Consider the following 15,930-nt stretch of genomic DNA (forward strand, 5'->3'; position numbering starts at 1 on the left):
GTGGCGGGCTGTCGCGTTGTGTAATGCGGAGGGATCGTGGTGCGGTCTTGATGGCCCGTCAGTCGATGCTTGGCCGGAGCGTGATCACCCGGTCTTCGGCGTGGAGCCAGATCCGCGGGCTCTGGAGGCGGTCGATCTGAGCGCGCATACCGCGGCGGACCTCGTCGGTGAGGTCGACGCTGACGTAGCCGGCCGTCCACGGCGGCCGGATGTCGACCTGGACCGGCAGACCGGTGATGGTGGCGGTAAAGGTGCACGGCCAGCCCCAGGGGCGAAGGTTCGCGTAGGCGTCGGTGGCCGGATCCAGCAGGGTGAGGAGGCTGTCGAGGTCGCGGCGGTCAAAGATGCCGTCGAAGATGTTCAGCATCAGCACCCGGCACCCCCGCGAACGAATGCGTACGGATCGAGGGGTCCGTGCGCTCCTTGGGTGCAGGCCCAGCGGGAGTAGCGCGCTTCGAACAGGTAGGTTCCGGCGTGCGGTGACTTGTACAGCGTGTCGTCGCTGCCGTGGAGCATGGGTGCCTGTTCGGCGCGCAACCGCCGGTCGGCCTGGTAGGTGGCGCATGCCTGGCAGGACGGGCCTTCATGTCCCGGCTCGAAGTCGTTGATCTGCCGCACGGCGAACGGCAGTTCCCAGGGCTGTCTCATCGGGGTGTCTCGCTTTCGCTGGGGTCGATGGAGCAGTCGGGGCGCTGCTCGCCGCCTTGTCGCGGGTTGTCGCCGATGCGGCGCACGCGCAGGATCTGCTCTGGCAGCACCATCGCGGCGAGCAACTTGGTGCGCGGGTGGGTGTAGACGCGGTAACCGCTGGCCCAGACGAGCTGCCATGGCTCGGCGGCGGACCCTGCCCGCGTGTCAGTGGGATCGCCGTGGGAACTGACGCCGAGGTCGGCCAACTGTCCGGCGAGCGAGGTCGCCCGGTAGTGGATCATGCGACCGGCCAGCATCGGGCAGGCGGTGGCGGCGTAGGCGGCGCACACTGGATGCATGGCGGGCTCGTGGCTGGTCAGCGACCGTAGGTCGCTGTCTCGCATGGCGAAGACCAGGCGGGTGTCCAGCGTGGTTCCGCAGGTCTGGCAGAGCTTTTCGTTCATTGCCCGGTTGTGGCGGTCGAGGTCGACGGCACCGAAGCGGTAGCGGCCGTCCGGGGTGCGCCCGGTCGTCCACGGGGCGGCGAGTCCGCCGATGGTGGGCTGACCTGCGAGCTGGAGCGGTATATCGGGGATGGCGGGGCTGGGGTTGTTGCTGTGTGGTTCCAACGGATTCTCCCTGGTGATGGGTGGGTGGAATCCGGGCACGGCTTTCGGCCGTGCCCGGAGGTGCGCGGTTAGCGCGGTCGGCCGGGCGACGGCTGATGGTGGTGCTGGCGATGGCTGCTGGGTGGCGGATGCCCGTGGGCGGCCCGCCGGGGTCACCGGCGGGGCGGGTGGGCGGTCTTGTCGGCGCGCAGGCGGCCGATCAGGTCGTCGGGGATGACGGCGTACGGTTCGACGGCGATCAGGACTTCTGCGGGGTCGAGGATCTGGGCGCCAATGCCGAGCCGGACGGTGTCCGGTTCATCGGGGTTGATCGAGGGGTCCCAGGCGAAGTCAATGACGGTGGCGAGGAAGCTGTTGTGGGGTTCCAGCCGACCTGGATGGTGTAGCGCTCGCAGCCGGGTTTCGGGGTGAGGGAGTACAGGCTCATCGGGATGCCTTTCGGCGCGTGGGTTAGGGCAGGTGCACGACGTGGGTCGTGCCGTCTGGGGCCAGGACGTGCAGGGTGCCGTTGGGTTGCGCAAGGGTGAGCAGGGTTGCGGCCAGGCGCAGGGCGGCGTTGATGGCGTCGGTGCGGTTGGTGCGGGATGCGGCGACGAGCATGTCCAGGGCGGCGACTGCGCGGCCGGTGGCGTTGAAGGTGATGCGGGTCGGGCCGCTGTCGGCGGTGTCGTGCGGCGATTCGGTGTCGGGTGTGGTCATGGCAGCTCCTGCGTGGGAGAAGGAGGCGCGCGTCCGTCGCCGGATCGCGCGCCTTCGGGCGGACGGGTAGGGGTTACTTGGTGAGCCCGCGCAGGGTGAGATGGGCTTCCTTGAGGTGCCCGGCGCAGACCTCACCGCTGGCGCCGGCGGCGCAGAGGCTGTCGATGACGGTCTTGACCGCCGCGGCGGGCAGGTCGGCCAGGCCGGTGAAGGTGCGCTTGTCGCAGTGTTCGGCGAGCTTCTGGATGGTCTGGGTCAGGTGGGCGTGCAGCAGGTTCAGGCCGTGCAGCAGCCGGGCCAGCTCGACCAGGGTGTGACGCCGGGCGTTGTAGGTGATCTCATCGTTGAGGTGCTCGGCGGCGAGCAGGGCCATGTAGGTAGCTGCGGCCGTCTGCGCCGGGCTGAACTCGCCCTCGTCGCTGAGCAGGTGCGGGGAGCTGATTGCAGACTCGACCGTGTCCATCTGCGCCACCTTGGAAAGCGCACCGAAGTAGTCGCCGTCTGTCAGGTACCAGGCCGGTTTGAGCATGTCGCCCTCCAGGGGACAGCAAGAAGGCGGCCACCGAGTGGTGACCGCCTGAAGGGATGGGGATACCGCGCCCCGGTCGCGTACGCCAGGGACGTGGGCTTTATGGGTGCCGGATCTGGGGCTGGCGAAGGCGGCCGACCGTAGGCGGTGGGCAAGGTGCCGTCGCGCGAGGCGTCAGATCGGGGGGCACATAAGAAATAAGGGGAACCTCCAGGCTATGCGCGCCGGAGGTGGGATGAGCGGTGCTGTCAGATTCGCTCGTCTGGCAGAACCTGTCAGACCCGCCCGGCGGACGGTTCTGTCAGGTTCGGCGGTGATGCGGGACCCGGCCGTGCCGGTCGCCGCCAGCAGCGGGACAGGTCCCGCTTCACGGCTGACGGAGCGGGACCTCGAGCGGGACTGTCCCGCCGCGCGGTGACGGCGGGTCCCGCCGCCGGGCGGTGGAGTCCCGCACCCGGACCGGCGGTGCGGTACCCGATGCGGGACCGCCGCCGCCGGATCGCTGCCACGCCGTGCGGCAGCGGGACCTCACCGCCCGGCGGTCCCTCATGGAAGCGAAGCGGTGGCGGGACAGGGCTGAGCTGCCCACATCCCGCCACCCTGCCCGCAGACGAGGCCAAGGACCCACTACCATCAAGCCCGTGACCTGCCCATATGTTCAGGATTCCTGAACTGGCGGTGAGATTCACACCCGGCGCAGGACCAGGACATCCTCGTGCGCCACGAGGTGCACGGGGACGCCTCCGGAGCGGGCACGACGTACCGCCATCAGGCCGAACATGCTGGCCCGGTGCACGATCTGCCCGTCGCGGACGGCGGCGAGCATCGCCGCGCACCGCTCTACCGGGACCAGCCCGACCGACCGGGCGACGGCGAGCAGCTCGCCGGGCAGGTCGATCAGGTCGTCCCGCTGGCGGCGTACCGGTCGGCAGGTGATGACCACGGTCCCGCCGGGACGCAGCAGCAGGGTGCTGGCCGCCAGGATCTCGGCGAACCCGTCGAGCAAGCGGGACCAGCCGCCGTAGGCGAGGTTGCCTTTCTCCCGGTCTCCATAGAGGTGGTCCCGCTTGCGTACCCCGCTACTGGTCGCCCGCACGAGGCCGTGGGTCGCGCGCCCGTAGGGAGGAGAGGTGAGCACGAGACTCACCTGTCCGACCGCGGACGCGGGCACCAGATCGAGCAGACCAGTGGCATCTCCGGTGACGACTCGGCCGCTGCCGGCGGCGCCCTGCGACGCAGCCAGCGCGACATTGGCCACGGCCAGGGCGGTGAACCTCGGCTCGATGTCCAGGCCGATGCCGTGCCGCCCGAGGTGCATGGCCTCCACGAGGGTGGTGCCCGACCCGCACATCGGGTCGAACACCAGGTCTCCCGGCGTGGTGTAGGTGCTGATCGCGTGCGCTGCCAGGTTCGGCAGCATCTTGCCCGGATGGCTGCTGCTCTCCGGGACGTAGCGGCCTCGCCGCTGGTCGCGGGAGGGCTGCTGGCAGGTCAGCCACACGGAGGTGACCGGCATGGGCTCAGTCATCGGTGCCGCCGTTGGTCGTGCTGCGGGTCAGGATCAGCACGTCGGTGTGGATGTCGAGCCGGGTGGGCGTGCCCTTGCGGGGCGGCTGGTCGGCCGCCACGATGTGCTGCAGGTACGCCAGCCCGGCCGCCTTGGCGGCAATGACGACGTCGACCGGGGCGGTCACGTCGTGGGCCAGTAGGACCGCGACGCAGCCGCCGGCCAGCAGCTTGGCCTTGCACCGGGCGAAGAACTCGTCCGGCGTCATCGCTTCACCGGTCAGCGGCCAGCCGGTGACGATCAGGCTGGCCGCCTCCCGGCCCCAACCGCTCTGCCGGGCCGAGCTCAGGTGGCTGCGGCGGCGGGCGGCGATGACCGCGCGGGCCAGCTGCGGCCCGTCTGCCAGGTCGATGACCAGCTGGGACGGGTGGGTGAGGTTGTGCACGAGCCGCACGCCCAGGGCATTGGACATAGTCTCGCCCCGCTGCGGGGCGGGAACAGGCCAGACTGTGATCGGCACGGGCGGGATGCCCGGCACGACGTCCCCGATTGGGACCGGGGCACTGTGGCGGTGGTTGGTTTCGGTCATGGGCACGTGGCCCCCGGACCGGCGGGCGGACTGACGAATCCCAGAACGGCGCTGACAGCCCGATCGAACCCGCCCCCGCCCTGACAGAACCGGTCAGCAGCGGCCGGGCAGCCCGGCGCGCGGGCGTTCTGACAGGCGAAAACCTGACACGACCTGGCAGAACCTGTCCCGATCTGACAAACGCTTGTGGTGTCAGGTCGGCCTGTCCCAATCGGTGTCTTCGAGCCTTCGCATCAGGCGAAGCGCTCCGCTGAGGAGGACGCCACCATGGCCACCACCACCCGCCGCGCCCGGACCGCCGACACCGCCCTGACCACCGCCGAGACAGCATTCGCGCTGCTGACCTGCGAGCCCGCGCCGCTGAGCTTCGACGCCCGGCCGGTGCCTGGCATGCCGGACAAGACCATGCCGCTGGACCAACTCCGCAAAATGCTGCTGTTCGAGCGCTACGACTCCGACACCGTCAATGCCCTGTGGCGGCAGCTGGCTCTGCACGCCCGTGAGTGGGGTCCGGCGTGGGTGGTCGGCGCGATCGGCGTCGCTCTGCCCGCGCTGACCCACCTCGCGGCGAAGATCAGCCGTGGACGGCCGCGGCACGCCGAGGATGTCGACTCGGAGGTCCTGGCGGGCTTCTTGCAGGCGCTGCGCACCGCCGACCTCGACACGCCCCGGCTGTGGCTGCGGCTGTGCTGGGCGGCGTGGCGGGCCGGTGTCGCGGTCATCAAGGACCGCGACACCGAGGAGCTGCCGCTGGACCTGTCCAACGGCTCGCGCTCGCCGCGTATGCCGTACGGCCACCCGGATCTGCTGCTCGGACGGGCCGCCGCCGCCGGCCTGATCTCCGGCGAGGCCGCCGAGCTCATCAGCGCGACCCGGTTCGGTGACTCGCTCATCGAGCAATTGGCCGCCGAGCGGGGCGTGACCGCCTCCTCGCTGCGGATGCGCAGGCGCCGCGCGGAGCGAGCCGTGGCCGCGGCGGTGATCCGGGGAGACCTGACCGGCCCGGTGCTGACCACGGGCCGCCGCGAGCCCGCCCTCGCGGCCTGACCGGCACCACGCACCGCATCAGAGGCCGTTCCGGGCAGCTGCCCGGGACGGCCTCTTTCTGTCTGCGCTTCGGGCATCGATTGCGCGCCAACAGCTTCGCTGTCTGGTTCTGCCAGGTCGTAACAGGAAATCGGCGGGTTCGATCGACCTGACAGCACGGATCTGGGCGTTGCATGTCATCCACGGCATGCCCGCCAGGTGGGGACCGCCCATCGACGAGGCCCATAGGTCCGGCACGGCTGGCGCGGCGTACTGACACCGCAATCCCTTCCCTTGCAAGGGAGGAGCGCCCCCACCGGACCTTCCCAAGGACTTCGCCCGGTCCCCATCGGGCGGCCCCACATCCCTGTGGAGCGCCGCAATGCACACGACTCTCAACCTTCTCAACGACCTCGTCCTGGCCGCGCCCGACCCGGGCGGCGGCGGGCCGAAGACCCTGCCCGAGGTCATCGACGGCATCCGTCTGTGGATCATGGGCATCATCGCCGTCGTCGCAACCATGTTCCTCGTGGTCGGCGGCCTGCGCTACATGGCAGCCGGAGGCGACCCCGCCCAGGTCGAACAGGCCAAGGGCAACTTCAAGTCAGCCTTGATCGGCTACGCCCTCGCCGTGCTGTCTCCGGTCATCCTGACCGTGCTGCAGGGCATCATCGGCGGCTGAGGCAGGACACCCCATCATGGTCGACTGGCTGATGAACGGGCTGGTCAAGTGGCTCGCCGAGCGGTTGCAAGACCTGCTCGGCGGGCTCCTTTCCTACCTGACTTCATCGATGTTCCTATCGCCGGACGTCACCGTCCTGCCGCAGGTGCAGACGATCGCGGGCAAGAGTGCCCTGGTCGTCAACGCCTGCTTCGTCCTGGCCATCATCGCCGTGGGTATCGCGACCATGGTCGGCAGCTCGGTCGAGATGCGCTACACCCTCAAAGACCTGTTCCCCAGACTGATCGTCGGCCTGGTGGCGTCGTACTTCGCGGTCCCGCTGACCTCGGCCACCATCGACATCGCCAACTCGCTGACGGTCGCCATGGTTGGCCCGTCCGCGCCGCACACGACCGATGTGGTCAACATGACCCGGACCCATGTCGTTGCGGCTCTGACCGACCCCGCCAACGCTCTGGTCGCCCTCGTGATCGGTCTTCTGATCGTCGGGCTGATGTTCACCTTCATCACTGGGTGGATCGTGCGGGTCGGGGTCCTGGTCATCCTGGCCGGTATCGCCCCGGTCGCGCTGGCCTGCTACGCCACACCGTGGACGCAGGAGGCCGCGCAGTTGTGGTGGCGAACCCTGCTGGGCTGTCTGGGCACCGTCACCTTGCAGGCCATCGGGTTTTCGACCGGCCTCGATCTTCTGGTCGATCCGGATGCGAACCTGCCGATCCTGCTGGGGCTGCCCGGCTCCGACGTGCTCAACCTGCTGCTGGTCGCGGTCCTGCTGTGGGTCACGATCAAGATTCCGGGCCTCATGCGCCGGTTCGTGACCCGTCAGGGCGGAACCAACATGGGCGGGGTGCTGCTGCGGGCGGTGCTGATCCAGAGCGTCACCCGCAGGATCCCGTTCGGGCGTGCGGTGCGAGGTGGGCGATGACCCGCGACGACACCACACCCCGCGCCGCGGTCCCAGCCGACGTCAACTCCCCCGACCGCATCGCGTTCGGCTTGACGTTCCGGCAGCTGGCCATCATCGGCGGTGCCGTTCTATGCGGCGTCGGCGTCTACCGCACCTTCGGGCACCTGCTCTCGGCGGCAGTCTGGATCGTCGCCGGGATCATCGTGTTCTCCGCCGCCGTCGCCGTAGCCCTGGGCCGACGCGACGGCCTCCCGCTCGATGTGTGGCTGCGCCATGGTTTCGCGCTGTCGCGCAGCCCGCGCCAGTTGACACCGGGCAGCGCTCGGGCCACCTCGGTTGCGGCGTTGGCCGGCAAGACGAGCGTCCCGGCGCCGCTGCGCTCGCCGGTCACGGCGATCAGCCCTACCGGAGTCCTCACCAGCGAAGGCCGCGCCAAGGTGCTCATCGCCTGCGGCACCACCAACATCCACCTGCGTACCGGCGGCGAGCAGAGCGCGCTGCTGGACGGGTTTGGCCGGTTCCTCAACTCGCTGACCGGTCCGGCGCAGATCGTCGTGGCCGCGCAGCGCCACGACCTGACCGGCCACGCGCAGGCCATCGTCGACCACGCCCCGCGCCTGCCGCACACGGCGCTCGCCCTGGCGGCCGAGGACTATGCCGAGTTCCTCCTCGACCTGGACGAGGAACGCGACCCGTTGCGCCGTCAGGTGCTCGCGGTCGTCACCGGCGAGCAGGTCGCCGACGCCGCAGCCCGCGCGCTGACCGGGCTCGGTGTGGAAGCCGCCGCGCTGGACGGCCCGGCGGTGTCGGCGGCGCTGGCCAGCGCGGTCGATCCCTTCAATCCTCCGGTGCCCGGCCCGCGTGCGGTGCCCGGCGCCCCTGTCACCCTACGGAGCACAACGTGAACCTGTTGAAGTCCATGAAGAAGAGCGTTGCGGCCGGGGAGGGCATGCCCTCCCCGGCCGCTTTGTCGGTCACCCCCTGGCACGTGCAGGTCGGTGACGGCTGCAGCGCGACGTTCGCCGTGTGCGGGTACCCGGCAGAGGTCGGCCCGGCGTGGCTGGACCCGCTGCTGTCCTACCCCGGCCGCGTGGACGTGGCCGTGCACATCGACCCGGTCGCGGCGCAGCTGGCCGCGCCAATGCTGAAGAGGCAGCGGGCGCGGCTGGAGTCATCGCGGCGGCTGGACGCCGACCAAGGCAAGCTCGGTGATCCGATGACCGACGCCGCGGCGGCCGACGCCGCCGACCTGGCCGAGCGGGTCGCCCGGGGCGCAGCCCGGCTGTTCGACGTCGGGATCTACGTCACCATCCACGCCCGAGACCTCGACGAGCTGCGCACCGTGACCGCGGGCGTCAAGTCCGCCGCCGCCAGCGTCATGCTCGACCTGCAGCCCGCGACGTTCCGCCACCAGGCGGGCTGGGTCGCGACGCTGCCGATAGGGGTTGACCCGCTGAGGATGCGCCGCATCCTCGACACCAACGCTCTGGCGGCGGCGTTCCCGCTCGCCTCGGCCGACCTGGCGGCCCCGGCCCCCGGCGTCGTCGCCCCGCCTGACGGGGTGCTCTACGGCGTCAACACCACGTCCAACGGGGTGCTGCTGTGGGACCGCTGGCGGCAGGACAACCACAACAGCGTGGTCCTGGCCAGGTCGGGTGCGGGCAAGTCGTACTTCGTCAAGCTCGAAGTGCTGCGGAACCTGTACCAGGGCACGGCGGTTTCAGTCATCGACCCCGAGGACGAGTACGCGCCCCTGGCCGAGCACGTCGGAGGTACCGTCGTGCAGCTCGGCGTGCCCGGTGTGCGGATCAACCCGCTCGACCTGCCGACGGATGGCCGGGCCGACACGCTGACCCGGCGCGGGCTGTACCTGCACACGTTGATCTCGGTCATGCTCGGTGCGACCCCGCCGCCGACCGAGCGGGCCGCGCTCGATCGGGCGATCACGGCCACCTACGCGGCAGCCGGGATCAACGGCGACCCGGCCACCTGGACCCGGCCCGCGCCGCTGCTGCGGGACCTGGCGGCGACCCTCGCCGCCGATGACGACCCCGCCGCCGGGCAGCTGGCCGCGCGGCTGGCCCCGTGGACGGCCGGGAACTTCGCCAGCCTGTTCGACGGGCCGACGACCACCAGCCCGCACGGGCACCTGGTGGTCTGGAGCCTGCGGCACCTTCCCGACGAGCTGCGCACGGTCGGGACCCTTCTGGCGCTGGACTCGATCTGGTCGGGCATCGACGCTCCGGTCCCCGGCGCCCGCCGGCGGCGGCACCTCGTCGTCGTCGACGAAGCCTGGCTGCTGATGCGCGATGGCGAGGGCGCACGGTTCTTGTTCCGGATGGCCAAGGCCGCCCGCAAGCGTTCGGCGGGGCTGTGCGTCATCACCCAGGACGCCGCCGACGTGCTGTCAACTGACCTCGGCCTGGCCGTGGTGAGCAACGCGGCGACGCAGGTGTTGATGCGCCAGTCCACGCAGTCCATCGACGCGGTGTCCGAGGCGTTCTCGCTGACCGCCGGGGAGTCGCGACTGCTGTTGTCGACACCCAGGGGCGAGGGCCTGCTCGTCGCCGGGCGTTCGCGCATCCCGTTTCGCAGCGTCGGGTCGGCGGCAGAGCACAAGATCGCCGTGACGGGGATCGGTGAGGCCGAATGAACGCCGACGTCCTCATCAAGCCCGGCGAGGTCTGGGCCTGGATCGTCGCGCGGCCGTGGCTGGGGTTTATCGCCGCCGCCGCGATCGCGGGCTACGTCTTCGGCCATGACCAGCTGCTCGCGTGGCGGCACGAGCGCTACGCCACCGGCGCGCGGTGGCTGACCATCGCCGCGCCGCCAGAGGTCACCGAGGAGGCCGCCGCGGCGTTCTGGACAACGCTCGTCGGCGTCCTGACGCCTTCAGTGTGGCGGCGGCGGATCTACGGCATCCCGCACGTCGGCTGGGAGTACACCTGGACCGGCCGAGCCCTGGCTATCCGCGTGTGGGTGCCGGGCACGGTGCCGCCCGGCGCGGTCGAGGCCGCCGTGCGGGCGGCCTGGCCCGCCGCCACGCTCACCAGCGAGGACGCCGCCGCGCCGATCCCGCTGACCGTGGGTGAGCAGGTAGGCGGGGCGCACTGGCCGCAGTCGGCCGACGTGCTGCCGCTGCGCACTGAGCACGACGCCGACCCGCTGCGGGCGCTGCTGTCGGCCGGGGCCGAGGTCCGCCACCGCGAGCACGCGGTGGTGCAGATCCTGGCCCGGCCCGCAACCGCGCGGCGGGTGCGTGCGGCCAGACGCACGGCGGCGGCCAGCAGCACGCACCCTCACGGGCGGCCCGATGTGGCCACCCGCGCTGTGTCCGGGGTCGCGCGGCTGATGATCGAGCCGCTGTTGTGGGTCCTTGAAGTGTTCACCCCCGGCCCGTCCCGCCCGCGCACCACGGCCCACACCACGGCGGTCCGGGCGGAGCGGGACCCGGTGGCCACCGCCGACGCCCGCCAGGTGGTGGAGAAGGCGGTGCGGGTGCCGCACTACGAGATGGCGGTGCGGTTCGCCGTGGCTGCCGACCCGGACAAGACGCCGCCGGATAAGCAGCGGGACAGGCAGATCCGCGAGCGGCTCGTCGGGCTCGGTCACACGATCGCTGCTGCGGCGGCGGCCTACACCGGGCCGAACCGGCTGCGGCGGATGAAGATGTCTGCTCCGGTGGCCACGGTCTCCGGACGGCGGTTGCGGCGCGGGTTCCTGGCCTCGGTGCCGGAGCTCGCGGCGATGGCAGCGCTGCCGCAAGACCTCGCGGTGCCGGGCCTGGACCGGGCTCGGGCCAAGGCGGTGCCGGCGCCCGTGGCCGTGCCTTCGGGCGGGCGTGGGGTGAAGCTGATCGGCCGTTCGCAGTTGGGCCGTCACTCGGTCGGTATGAACGTGACCGACGCCCGGCAGCACGTGCACGTGGTCGGCAAGACTGGTGTCGGCAAGTCCACCCTGTTGCTGAACATGATCGTGGGTGACATCAAGGCCGGGCGCGGGACGGTGGTCATCGACCCGCGCGGGGACCTGATCACTGACATCCTCGACCGGCTCCCCGCCTCGTACGCCAAGAAGATCGTCATCATCGACCCTGACCAGGAGAACCCAGGTTGCTTCAACCCCCTTGATGACCGAGGTGATCCACACCTGGCTGTGGATAACCTTGTGGGTATCTTCGCGAAGATCTTCGCCGGGCAGTGGGGTCCGCGTATGGACGACACCATGCGGGTCGCCTGTTTGACCTTGATGAGGCATGCCAAGCCGACCCTGAGCCTCGTTCCGTCACTGTTGCAGGACAAGGAGTTCCGGGCCAGGTTCACCCACGGTCTGGACGATCCGGACGGCCTGGGCGGGTTCTGGGTCTGGTACGACGGCATCAACGAACAGTTCCGGGGCCAGGTCATCGCCCCGGTCCTGGCGAGGCTTCGCGCGTTCCTGCTGCGCGACTTCGTCAAGAGCGTGATCGGCAATGCCCAGTCGTCGTTCGACATGGGCATGATCCTCGACGGCGGAGTGCTGCTGTGCCGGCTGCCGAAAGGCATCCTCGGCGAGGAGACCAGCCGCATCCTAGGCTCGCTCATCGTCGCCCGCGTGTGGCAGGCCGCCATTGCGCGGGCCAGCATCCCTGAAGACCAAAGAAAAGACGCCTGTCTATATATCGACGAATGTCAAAACTTCCTGACCTTGCCTGGCAGCGTCGGGGACATGTTGGCCGAGGCACGCGGGTTCCGGCTCGGCCTGGTGCTGGCGCACCAGGACTTGGCGCAACTGCCCAAGGACATCGCCGCGGCGGTGTCGGCCAACGCCCGATCGAAGCTGTTCTTCAACGTCGACCCCGGCGACGCCCGCGAGCTGTCGCGGCACACCAAACCGGAGATGGACGAGCACGACCTCGCCCATCTCGACGTCTACACCGCCGCCGCCCGGCTCCTGGTCGGTAATCGCGAGCTGCCCGCCTTCACGTTCACCACCAACCCGCCGGTGGAGATCGCGGGTGAGGCGACCGCGATCCGCCAGGAGGTCGCCGCCGCACACAGCCGCGACGGCGAGCAGGAGCCGCCGATGGAACGGCTCGCCCGCACGGCGATGAGACGGCGGATGGAAGCCCGCGAGCGCTGATCAAGCCGCTCGTTTCGGGGCTGCATTGGGTGCTGCATCGGGGGCTCGCTTGGGGGTGTCTGCGACACGAGACCTCAAGCGAGCCCCATCGCCGACGTCTGTCAGGTGCCCGGCCTGGCCAAACCCGGCCAGTGCCGGGCCCACCAGCAAGATCAACCTATCCAGACTCCTATCGGTCTCTCTCTCCAGGGGTATCCACCTATGCCGCAATCGCGTCCTGATGGCCTGCTGGCCATCTACCCGCACATCACCAGCCGTGACCGTCAGCTGCTCCAGCTGCTCGACGACCACCAGGTCCTCACCACCGACCAGATCCACGCCCTGTTCTTCCACGCCCGGCGTACCTGTCAGATCCGCCTGACCGAGCTGCGAGCCCTGGGACTGCTGGACCGGTTCCGGTTCGCCCGCGACGGCGGAGGCTCCCAGCCGTGGCACTGGACGCTGGGCCACAACGGGCACCGCTTCCAGGCCGCCGCCCACGGCCGGGCCGAGCCCACCGCCCGCACGAGCCGCCAGACCACGCAGCGCCTGTCGGCCAACCCGAACCTGACACACCTGCTCACGGCCAACGAGTTTGGCGTCCGGCTGTCGGCCCACACCCGCCGCCACCCTGCTGCGCGGCTTCAGCGCTGGTGGTCGGAGGCCAGCACCAGGACGCAGTTCCGGGTGATCACCCCAGACGGGCACGGCGTGTGGAGCGTCGGCGGCAGCACGGTGGGCTACTGGTTGGAGGTCGACACCGGCACCGAGCCGCTGGGCAAGGTAGCCGCCAAGCTCGACAAGTACGCCGTGCTCGCGCGGCAGGGCGGGCCGCGGTATCCAGTGCTGTTCTGGGTGCACAGCGAGGACCGGGAGGAACACCTCCACGCGCAGCTGCGCGGCCGGCGGGCCGAAGCGGTCGCCTGCGCCACCGCCGTGCACGCCGCCGACCCGGCCGAAGCGGTGTGGCTCGCTGCGGGCGCCGACCGGCGCGTGCGGCTGGTGGAGCTGCCCAGCGACCACGGCCGGGCGGTCGCCGCCAACGCCAACTTCGACGAGAACGGCGTCTTCCTACTCTGACAGAACCTGGCAGCCCCACGGCCAAACCTGTCAGCGCAGGTCAGAGCCTCAAAGGTGTTCCTGACCGAGGGTTGTGGTGTCAGGTCGCAGGGCTACGGTGCAGCTTCCTTTCATTTTGCTCGCACCGCCGCCCGTTTGTCCCTCCCGGACCTGCCTCGCGCCAGCGCGATCACCCGTAGCCCACCCTCCGGTCGGCTCGTGATCCACGCCCCGCGCCTTCAACGGCAGCAGTCCCCGGCCAGACGCCGCGATCCGGTGGCACCGCCAGCACCACTATCCCAACCCACTCCTTCGCGATGGGAGCACCCCATGCCCAAGCCCACCCCGCTCACCGACCAGGTTGTCACCGTCTGCTTCGCCCCCGGCGAGGACGCCGACTGGTTTTCCGCCAGCGAGAAGGTCAACGACCTCCTCAACGCCAACGGCACCCCGGCCCGGCGCTACCGCGTGCGCCACCGCAGCCTCATCGGCTGGCTCACCCGGTTCTTCGGCTACTACCTGCTCGACGCCGCCCGCAAGTTCGGCGCGATCACCATGGCCGCCGGTGGCCGCAAGGGTCGACTCGACCTCAACGCCACCGCCGCCAAGGCCGCAGGCGACGCGATCCTGCGCTGGCGCGCCTGGAACCAGCACATCAACAACACCACCAAGCCCGCCCGCACCTGGGAGGACTTCCTCGCCCAGCACCACGCCGACCCCGCCAAGGTCAGCATCAACGAAGCCCGCCGCCGCTTTCAGCAGCAGCCTCGCGTCCTGGCGATGCTCGCCTACGTCGGCGCCCACACCTTCGACCCCTACGAGCTGGCCGCCTACCAGGCCGGAGAGGCCACCTACGCCGGACTGCACTGGCGCATCGCGATGGTCGGCGATGTCCTGATCACCGTCGAAGGCAAGGTCCTCAAGCCCACCAGCGACACCGTCGCTGACCAGCTCCGCTTCGGCAACGAGGCATGCGCCTACCTGCGCAGCCTCAAGTCCAGCGCACGCCTGTGCGCGGTCGCCATCGCCTAACACCCAGACCACACAACTCGAGGACCGGTCGCAGCCCCGCTGCAACCGGCCTTCGCCATGCCCCCACCACCCGAAGGAGAGCCATGTTCCTCACCGACCGCGCCCTGCGCCGCATCGCCGCTGCCACCAACGAGGTCCTGCCCGATCAGCTGTGGCGCTTCGACACCGCCGCAGAAGACGCCGTGGGCGACCTCGCCCGCCTGCTGCACAAGACCGCGCGGGAATACAACGCCACCGTCGCCTACCTCGACAGCGCCGTACCGCACCTGACGGTCCGCCCCGCACTCCGCACCGCCGGCCAACGCGAAGCCGTGTCCGGCATGCTCGCCGCGATCGAGCGGCACGACGTGCTGTCCAGCGTGCTCATCGACGCCTACACGGCGTGGCGCAGGCACCGCACGGTCGGCGGCGGCAACGAGCAGCACCTGCTGGTGTACCCCGGCGACCCGGCCTACGGCGTGATCACCCTGTCGCGCACCTCGCCCCGCTTCTGGCGCGCGACCGCCGACACCGAAGCCGCCAAGGCGTTCGACGTCCCCTACGCCGGGCGGATTGTCGGGCTGATCGCCGAGACCCCGGACGGCAAGTACGAGGCCACGGCGTGCAGCAACCAGGCCCACGCCGAGTCCGGCTCGCCCATGTCCTACCGGCTTCCCGACCAGGAAGACCTGACCACGGCGTGCCGGTCGCTGCTGCGCTGGTGGCAGCTGCGGCACTCGGCGGCCTGGCGCAGCCGCACCCCCGACCAGCTCGAACCCGCCGAGTTGGACCAGCTCGCCGACTAGGAGGCCGACATGCTCAACATCGACGCGGTCGGCCGCTGGATCACGCGCCGCACCGGCCGCACCCTCGACCAGCACGCCGCCGACCCCATCCCGGCCGCCGCGAACCTGCCCCAGGCCGCCCACGGCCTGCGCACGGCGCGCACCGACCTGCTGCTCAAAGTCGACCAGCTGCGGACCGCGCTGATCAACGAGGACGACCTGTCCGGCAGCATCGCCGACGTCACCGGCCCGTTGGACGCCATCGCCACGCTCGGCAGCGAGTACCGGTACGCCCGCAACTGGGCCGACGTGCTGATCGGCGATGCGGACCGGACCGAGTACGCCGAGGCCCACCGGGCGCAGCCACTGAGGCGGCGCTACGTCAACCCCGGCGACACCGTGCTCGTCGTCCTGCCGCACACCGACGCCTGCCGCCAGCGGCACCTCGCCGGACGGCACACCCACGTGCTTGTCAGCAGTCACGATGCCGAACTCGACCTCATCATCGGCCCCGGCCAGCTGCGCCTTTCCCACGCCGACGCCGGGATCTACCGCGACCCCGCCCACGGCGGCGCTCTCTACGTCCTGGAGCCCGCGGCTGACGAAGCCGCCGCCTCCGGCGACTGACCCCCGGCGGCTGACGCCGCCCCCAGGCCACCGGGCCGCGATCCCAGCAACCACAGCACGGCAGCGCACCGCTCCACGCGCCTGCCGCGATGGCTGCTGCCCCCGACTCGGCGCACCACAGCCCGGCACAACGCCGTACCGGGCTCCAAC

18 protein-coding genes are annotated in these 15,930 nt (G+C 70.6%); 11 read left to right on the forward strand and 7 right to left on the reverse strand.

Annotated elements, in window-relative coordinates; genetic code table 11:
- Positions 1 to 58 precede the first annotated feature (58 nt).
- Genes FLL47_RS00220 through FLL47_RS00230 form a run of 3 tightly spaced genes read right to left on the reverse strand, consistent with a single transcriptional unit; the run spans position 59 to position 1,259 of the window.
- On the reverse strand, positions 59 to 373 hold the full coding sequence (locus tag FLL47_RS00220; RefSeq protein ID WP_144118340.1) for a hypothetical protein: 315 nt from the start codon (positions 371 to 373) through the stop codon (positions 59 to 61).
- Positions 367 to 648, reverse strand: a complete 282-nt coding sequence (locus FLL47_RS00225) for a hypothetical protein (RefSeq protein ID WP_144118341.1) — start codon at positions 646 to 648, stop codon at positions 367 to 369. The genes FLL47_RS00220 and FLL47_RS00225 overlap by 7 nt, the downstream gene beginning before the upstream one ends.
- The gene (locus tag FLL47_RS00230) at positions 645 to 1,259 is read right to left on the reverse strand and encodes a hypothetical protein (protein WP_144118342.1); all 615 of its coding nucleotides are present in this window, start codon (positions 1,257 to 1,259) and stop codon (positions 645 to 647) included. The genes FLL47_RS00225 and FLL47_RS00230 overlap by 4 nt, the downstream gene beginning before the upstream one ends.
- Before the next feature lie 95 nt (positions 1,260 to 1,354).
- Here FLL47_RS00230 and FLL47_RS00235 point away from each other — a divergent pair, with 95 nt between their 5' ends.
- The gene (locus FLL47_RS00235) at positions 1,355 to 1,645 is read left to right on the forward strand and encodes a hypothetical protein (protein WP_144118343.1); all 291 of its coding nucleotides are present in this window, start codon (positions 1,355 to 1,357) and stop codon (positions 1,643 to 1,645) included.
- A 64-nt stretch (positions 1,646 to 1,709) separates the two neighbouring features.
- On the opposite strand, the gene FLL47_RS00240 is transcribed toward FLL47_RS00235, so the two are convergent.
- From FLL47_RS00240 to FLL47_RS00255, 4 genes are all read right to left on the reverse strand, one after another.
- A complete protein-coding gene (locus tag FLL47_RS00240) occupies positions 1,710 to 1,958 on the reverse strand; it encodes a hypothetical protein (RefSeq protein WP_144118344.1) in 249 nt (82 codons plus the stop codon).
- Between the two features lie 73 nt (positions 1,959 to 2,031).
- Positions 2,032 to 2,487, reverse strand: coding sequence for a hypothetical protein (locus FLL47_RS00245; RefSeq protein ID WP_144118345.1), 456 nt, complete (start codon positions 2,485 to 2,487; stop codon positions 2,032 to 2,034).
- Positions 2,488 to 3,172: 685 nt separating this feature from the next.
- Positions 3,173 to 4,015 carry a TRM11 family SAM-dependent methyltransferase gene (locus FLL47_RS00250; protein WP_144118346.1) on the reverse strand — a complete coding sequence of 281 codons (843 nt, stop codon included), beginning with the start codon at positions 4,013 to 4,015 and terminating at the stop codon, positions 3,173 to 3,175.
- Complete coding sequence (locus tag FLL47_RS00255) at positions 4,008 to 4,466, reverse strand: hypothetical protein (RefSeq protein ID WP_246157405.1); 459 nt, start codon at positions 4,464 to 4,466, stop codon at positions 4,008 to 4,010. The genes FLL47_RS00250 and FLL47_RS00255 overlap by 8 nt, the downstream gene beginning before the upstream one ends.
- A gap of 384 nt (positions 4,467 to 4,850) precedes the next feature.
- On the opposite strand from FLL47_RS00255, the gene FLL47_RS00260 reads away from it, so the two are divergent.
- From FLL47_RS00260 to FLL47_RS00305, 10 genes are all read left to right on the forward strand, one after another.
- Positions 4,851 to 5,630 carry a hypothetical protein gene (locus tag FLL47_RS00260; RefSeq protein ID WP_144118347.1) on the forward strand — a complete coding sequence of 260 codons (780 nt, stop codon included), beginning with the start codon at positions 4,851 to 4,853 and terminating at the stop codon, positions 5,628 to 5,630.
- Positions 5,631 to 5,991: 361 nt separating this feature from the next.
- Positions 5,992 to 6,291 carry a pilin gene (locus FLL47_RS00265; RefSeq protein WP_144118348.1) on the forward strand — a complete coding sequence of 100 codons (300 nt, stop codon included), beginning with the start codon at positions 5,992 to 5,994 and terminating at the stop codon, positions 6,289 to 6,291.
- 16 nt (positions 6,292 to 6,307) lie between these two features.
- On the forward strand, positions 6,308 to 7,216 hold the full coding sequence (locus FLL47_RS00270) for a TrbL/VirB6 family protein (protein WP_144118349.1): 909 nt from the start codon (positions 6,308 to 6,310) through the stop codon (positions 7,214 to 7,216).
- The gene (locus tag FLL47_RS00275; RefSeq protein WP_144118350.1) at positions 7,213 to 8,103 is read left to right on the forward strand and encodes a PrgI family protein; all 891 of its coding nucleotides are present in this window, start codon (positions 7,213 to 7,215) and stop codon (positions 8,101 to 8,103) included. The genes FLL47_RS00270 and FLL47_RS00275 overlap by 4 nt, the downstream gene beginning before the upstream one ends.
- A 44-nt stretch (positions 8,104 to 8,147) precedes the next feature.
- Positions 8,148 to 9,851 carry a VirB4 family type IV secretion system protein gene (locus tag FLL47_RS00280; RefSeq protein ID WP_144118659.1) on the forward strand — a complete coding sequence of 568 codons (1,704 nt, stop codon included), beginning with the start codon at positions 8,148 to 8,150 and terminating at the stop codon, positions 9,849 to 9,851.
- Positions 9,848 to 12,319 (forward strand): type IV secretory system conjugative DNA transfer family protein, encoded by a 2,472-nt coding sequence (locus FLL47_RS00285; protein ID WP_144118351.1) that lies wholly within the window; start codon positions 9,848 to 9,850, stop codon positions 12,317 to 12,319. Before FLL47_RS00280 ends, FLL47_RS00285 begins: the two co-directional genes overlap by 4 nt.
- A gap of 201 nt (positions 12,320 to 12,520) precedes the next feature.
- Complete coding sequence (locus tag FLL47_RS00290; protein WP_144118352.1) at positions 12,521 to 13,378, forward strand: replication-relaxation family protein; 858 nt, start codon at positions 12,521 to 12,523, stop codon at positions 13,376 to 13,378.
- Positions 13,379 to 13,687: 309 nt separating this feature from the next.
- Positions 13,688 to 14,389: a hypothetical protein gene (locus FLL47_RS00295; RefSeq protein ID WP_144118353.1), complete on the forward strand. Its 702-nt coding sequence runs from the start codon at positions 13,688 to 13,690 to the stop codon at positions 14,387 to 14,389.
- Positions 14,390 to 14,472: 83 nt separating this feature from the next.
- Positions 14,473 to 15,174, forward strand: a complete 702-nt coding sequence (locus tag FLL47_RS00300; protein ID WP_144118354.1) for a hypothetical protein — start codon at positions 14,473 to 14,475, stop codon at positions 15,172 to 15,174.
- 9 nt (positions 15,175 to 15,183) lie between these two features.
- Positions 15,184 to 15,780 carry a hypothetical protein gene (locus FLL47_RS00305; RefSeq protein WP_144118355.1) on the forward strand — a complete coding sequence of 199 codons (597 nt, stop codon included), beginning with the start codon at positions 15,184 to 15,186 and terminating at the stop codon, positions 15,778 to 15,780.
- The last annotated feature ends 150 nt before the right edge of the window (positions 15,781 to 15,930 follow it).

Origin of the sequence: Catellatospora sichuanensis, assembly GCF_007483665.1 — a bacterium.
GTDB classification, from domain to species: domain Bacteria; phylum Actinomycetota; class Actinomycetes; order Mycobacteriales; family Micromonosporaceae; genus Catellatospora; species Catellatospora sichuanensis.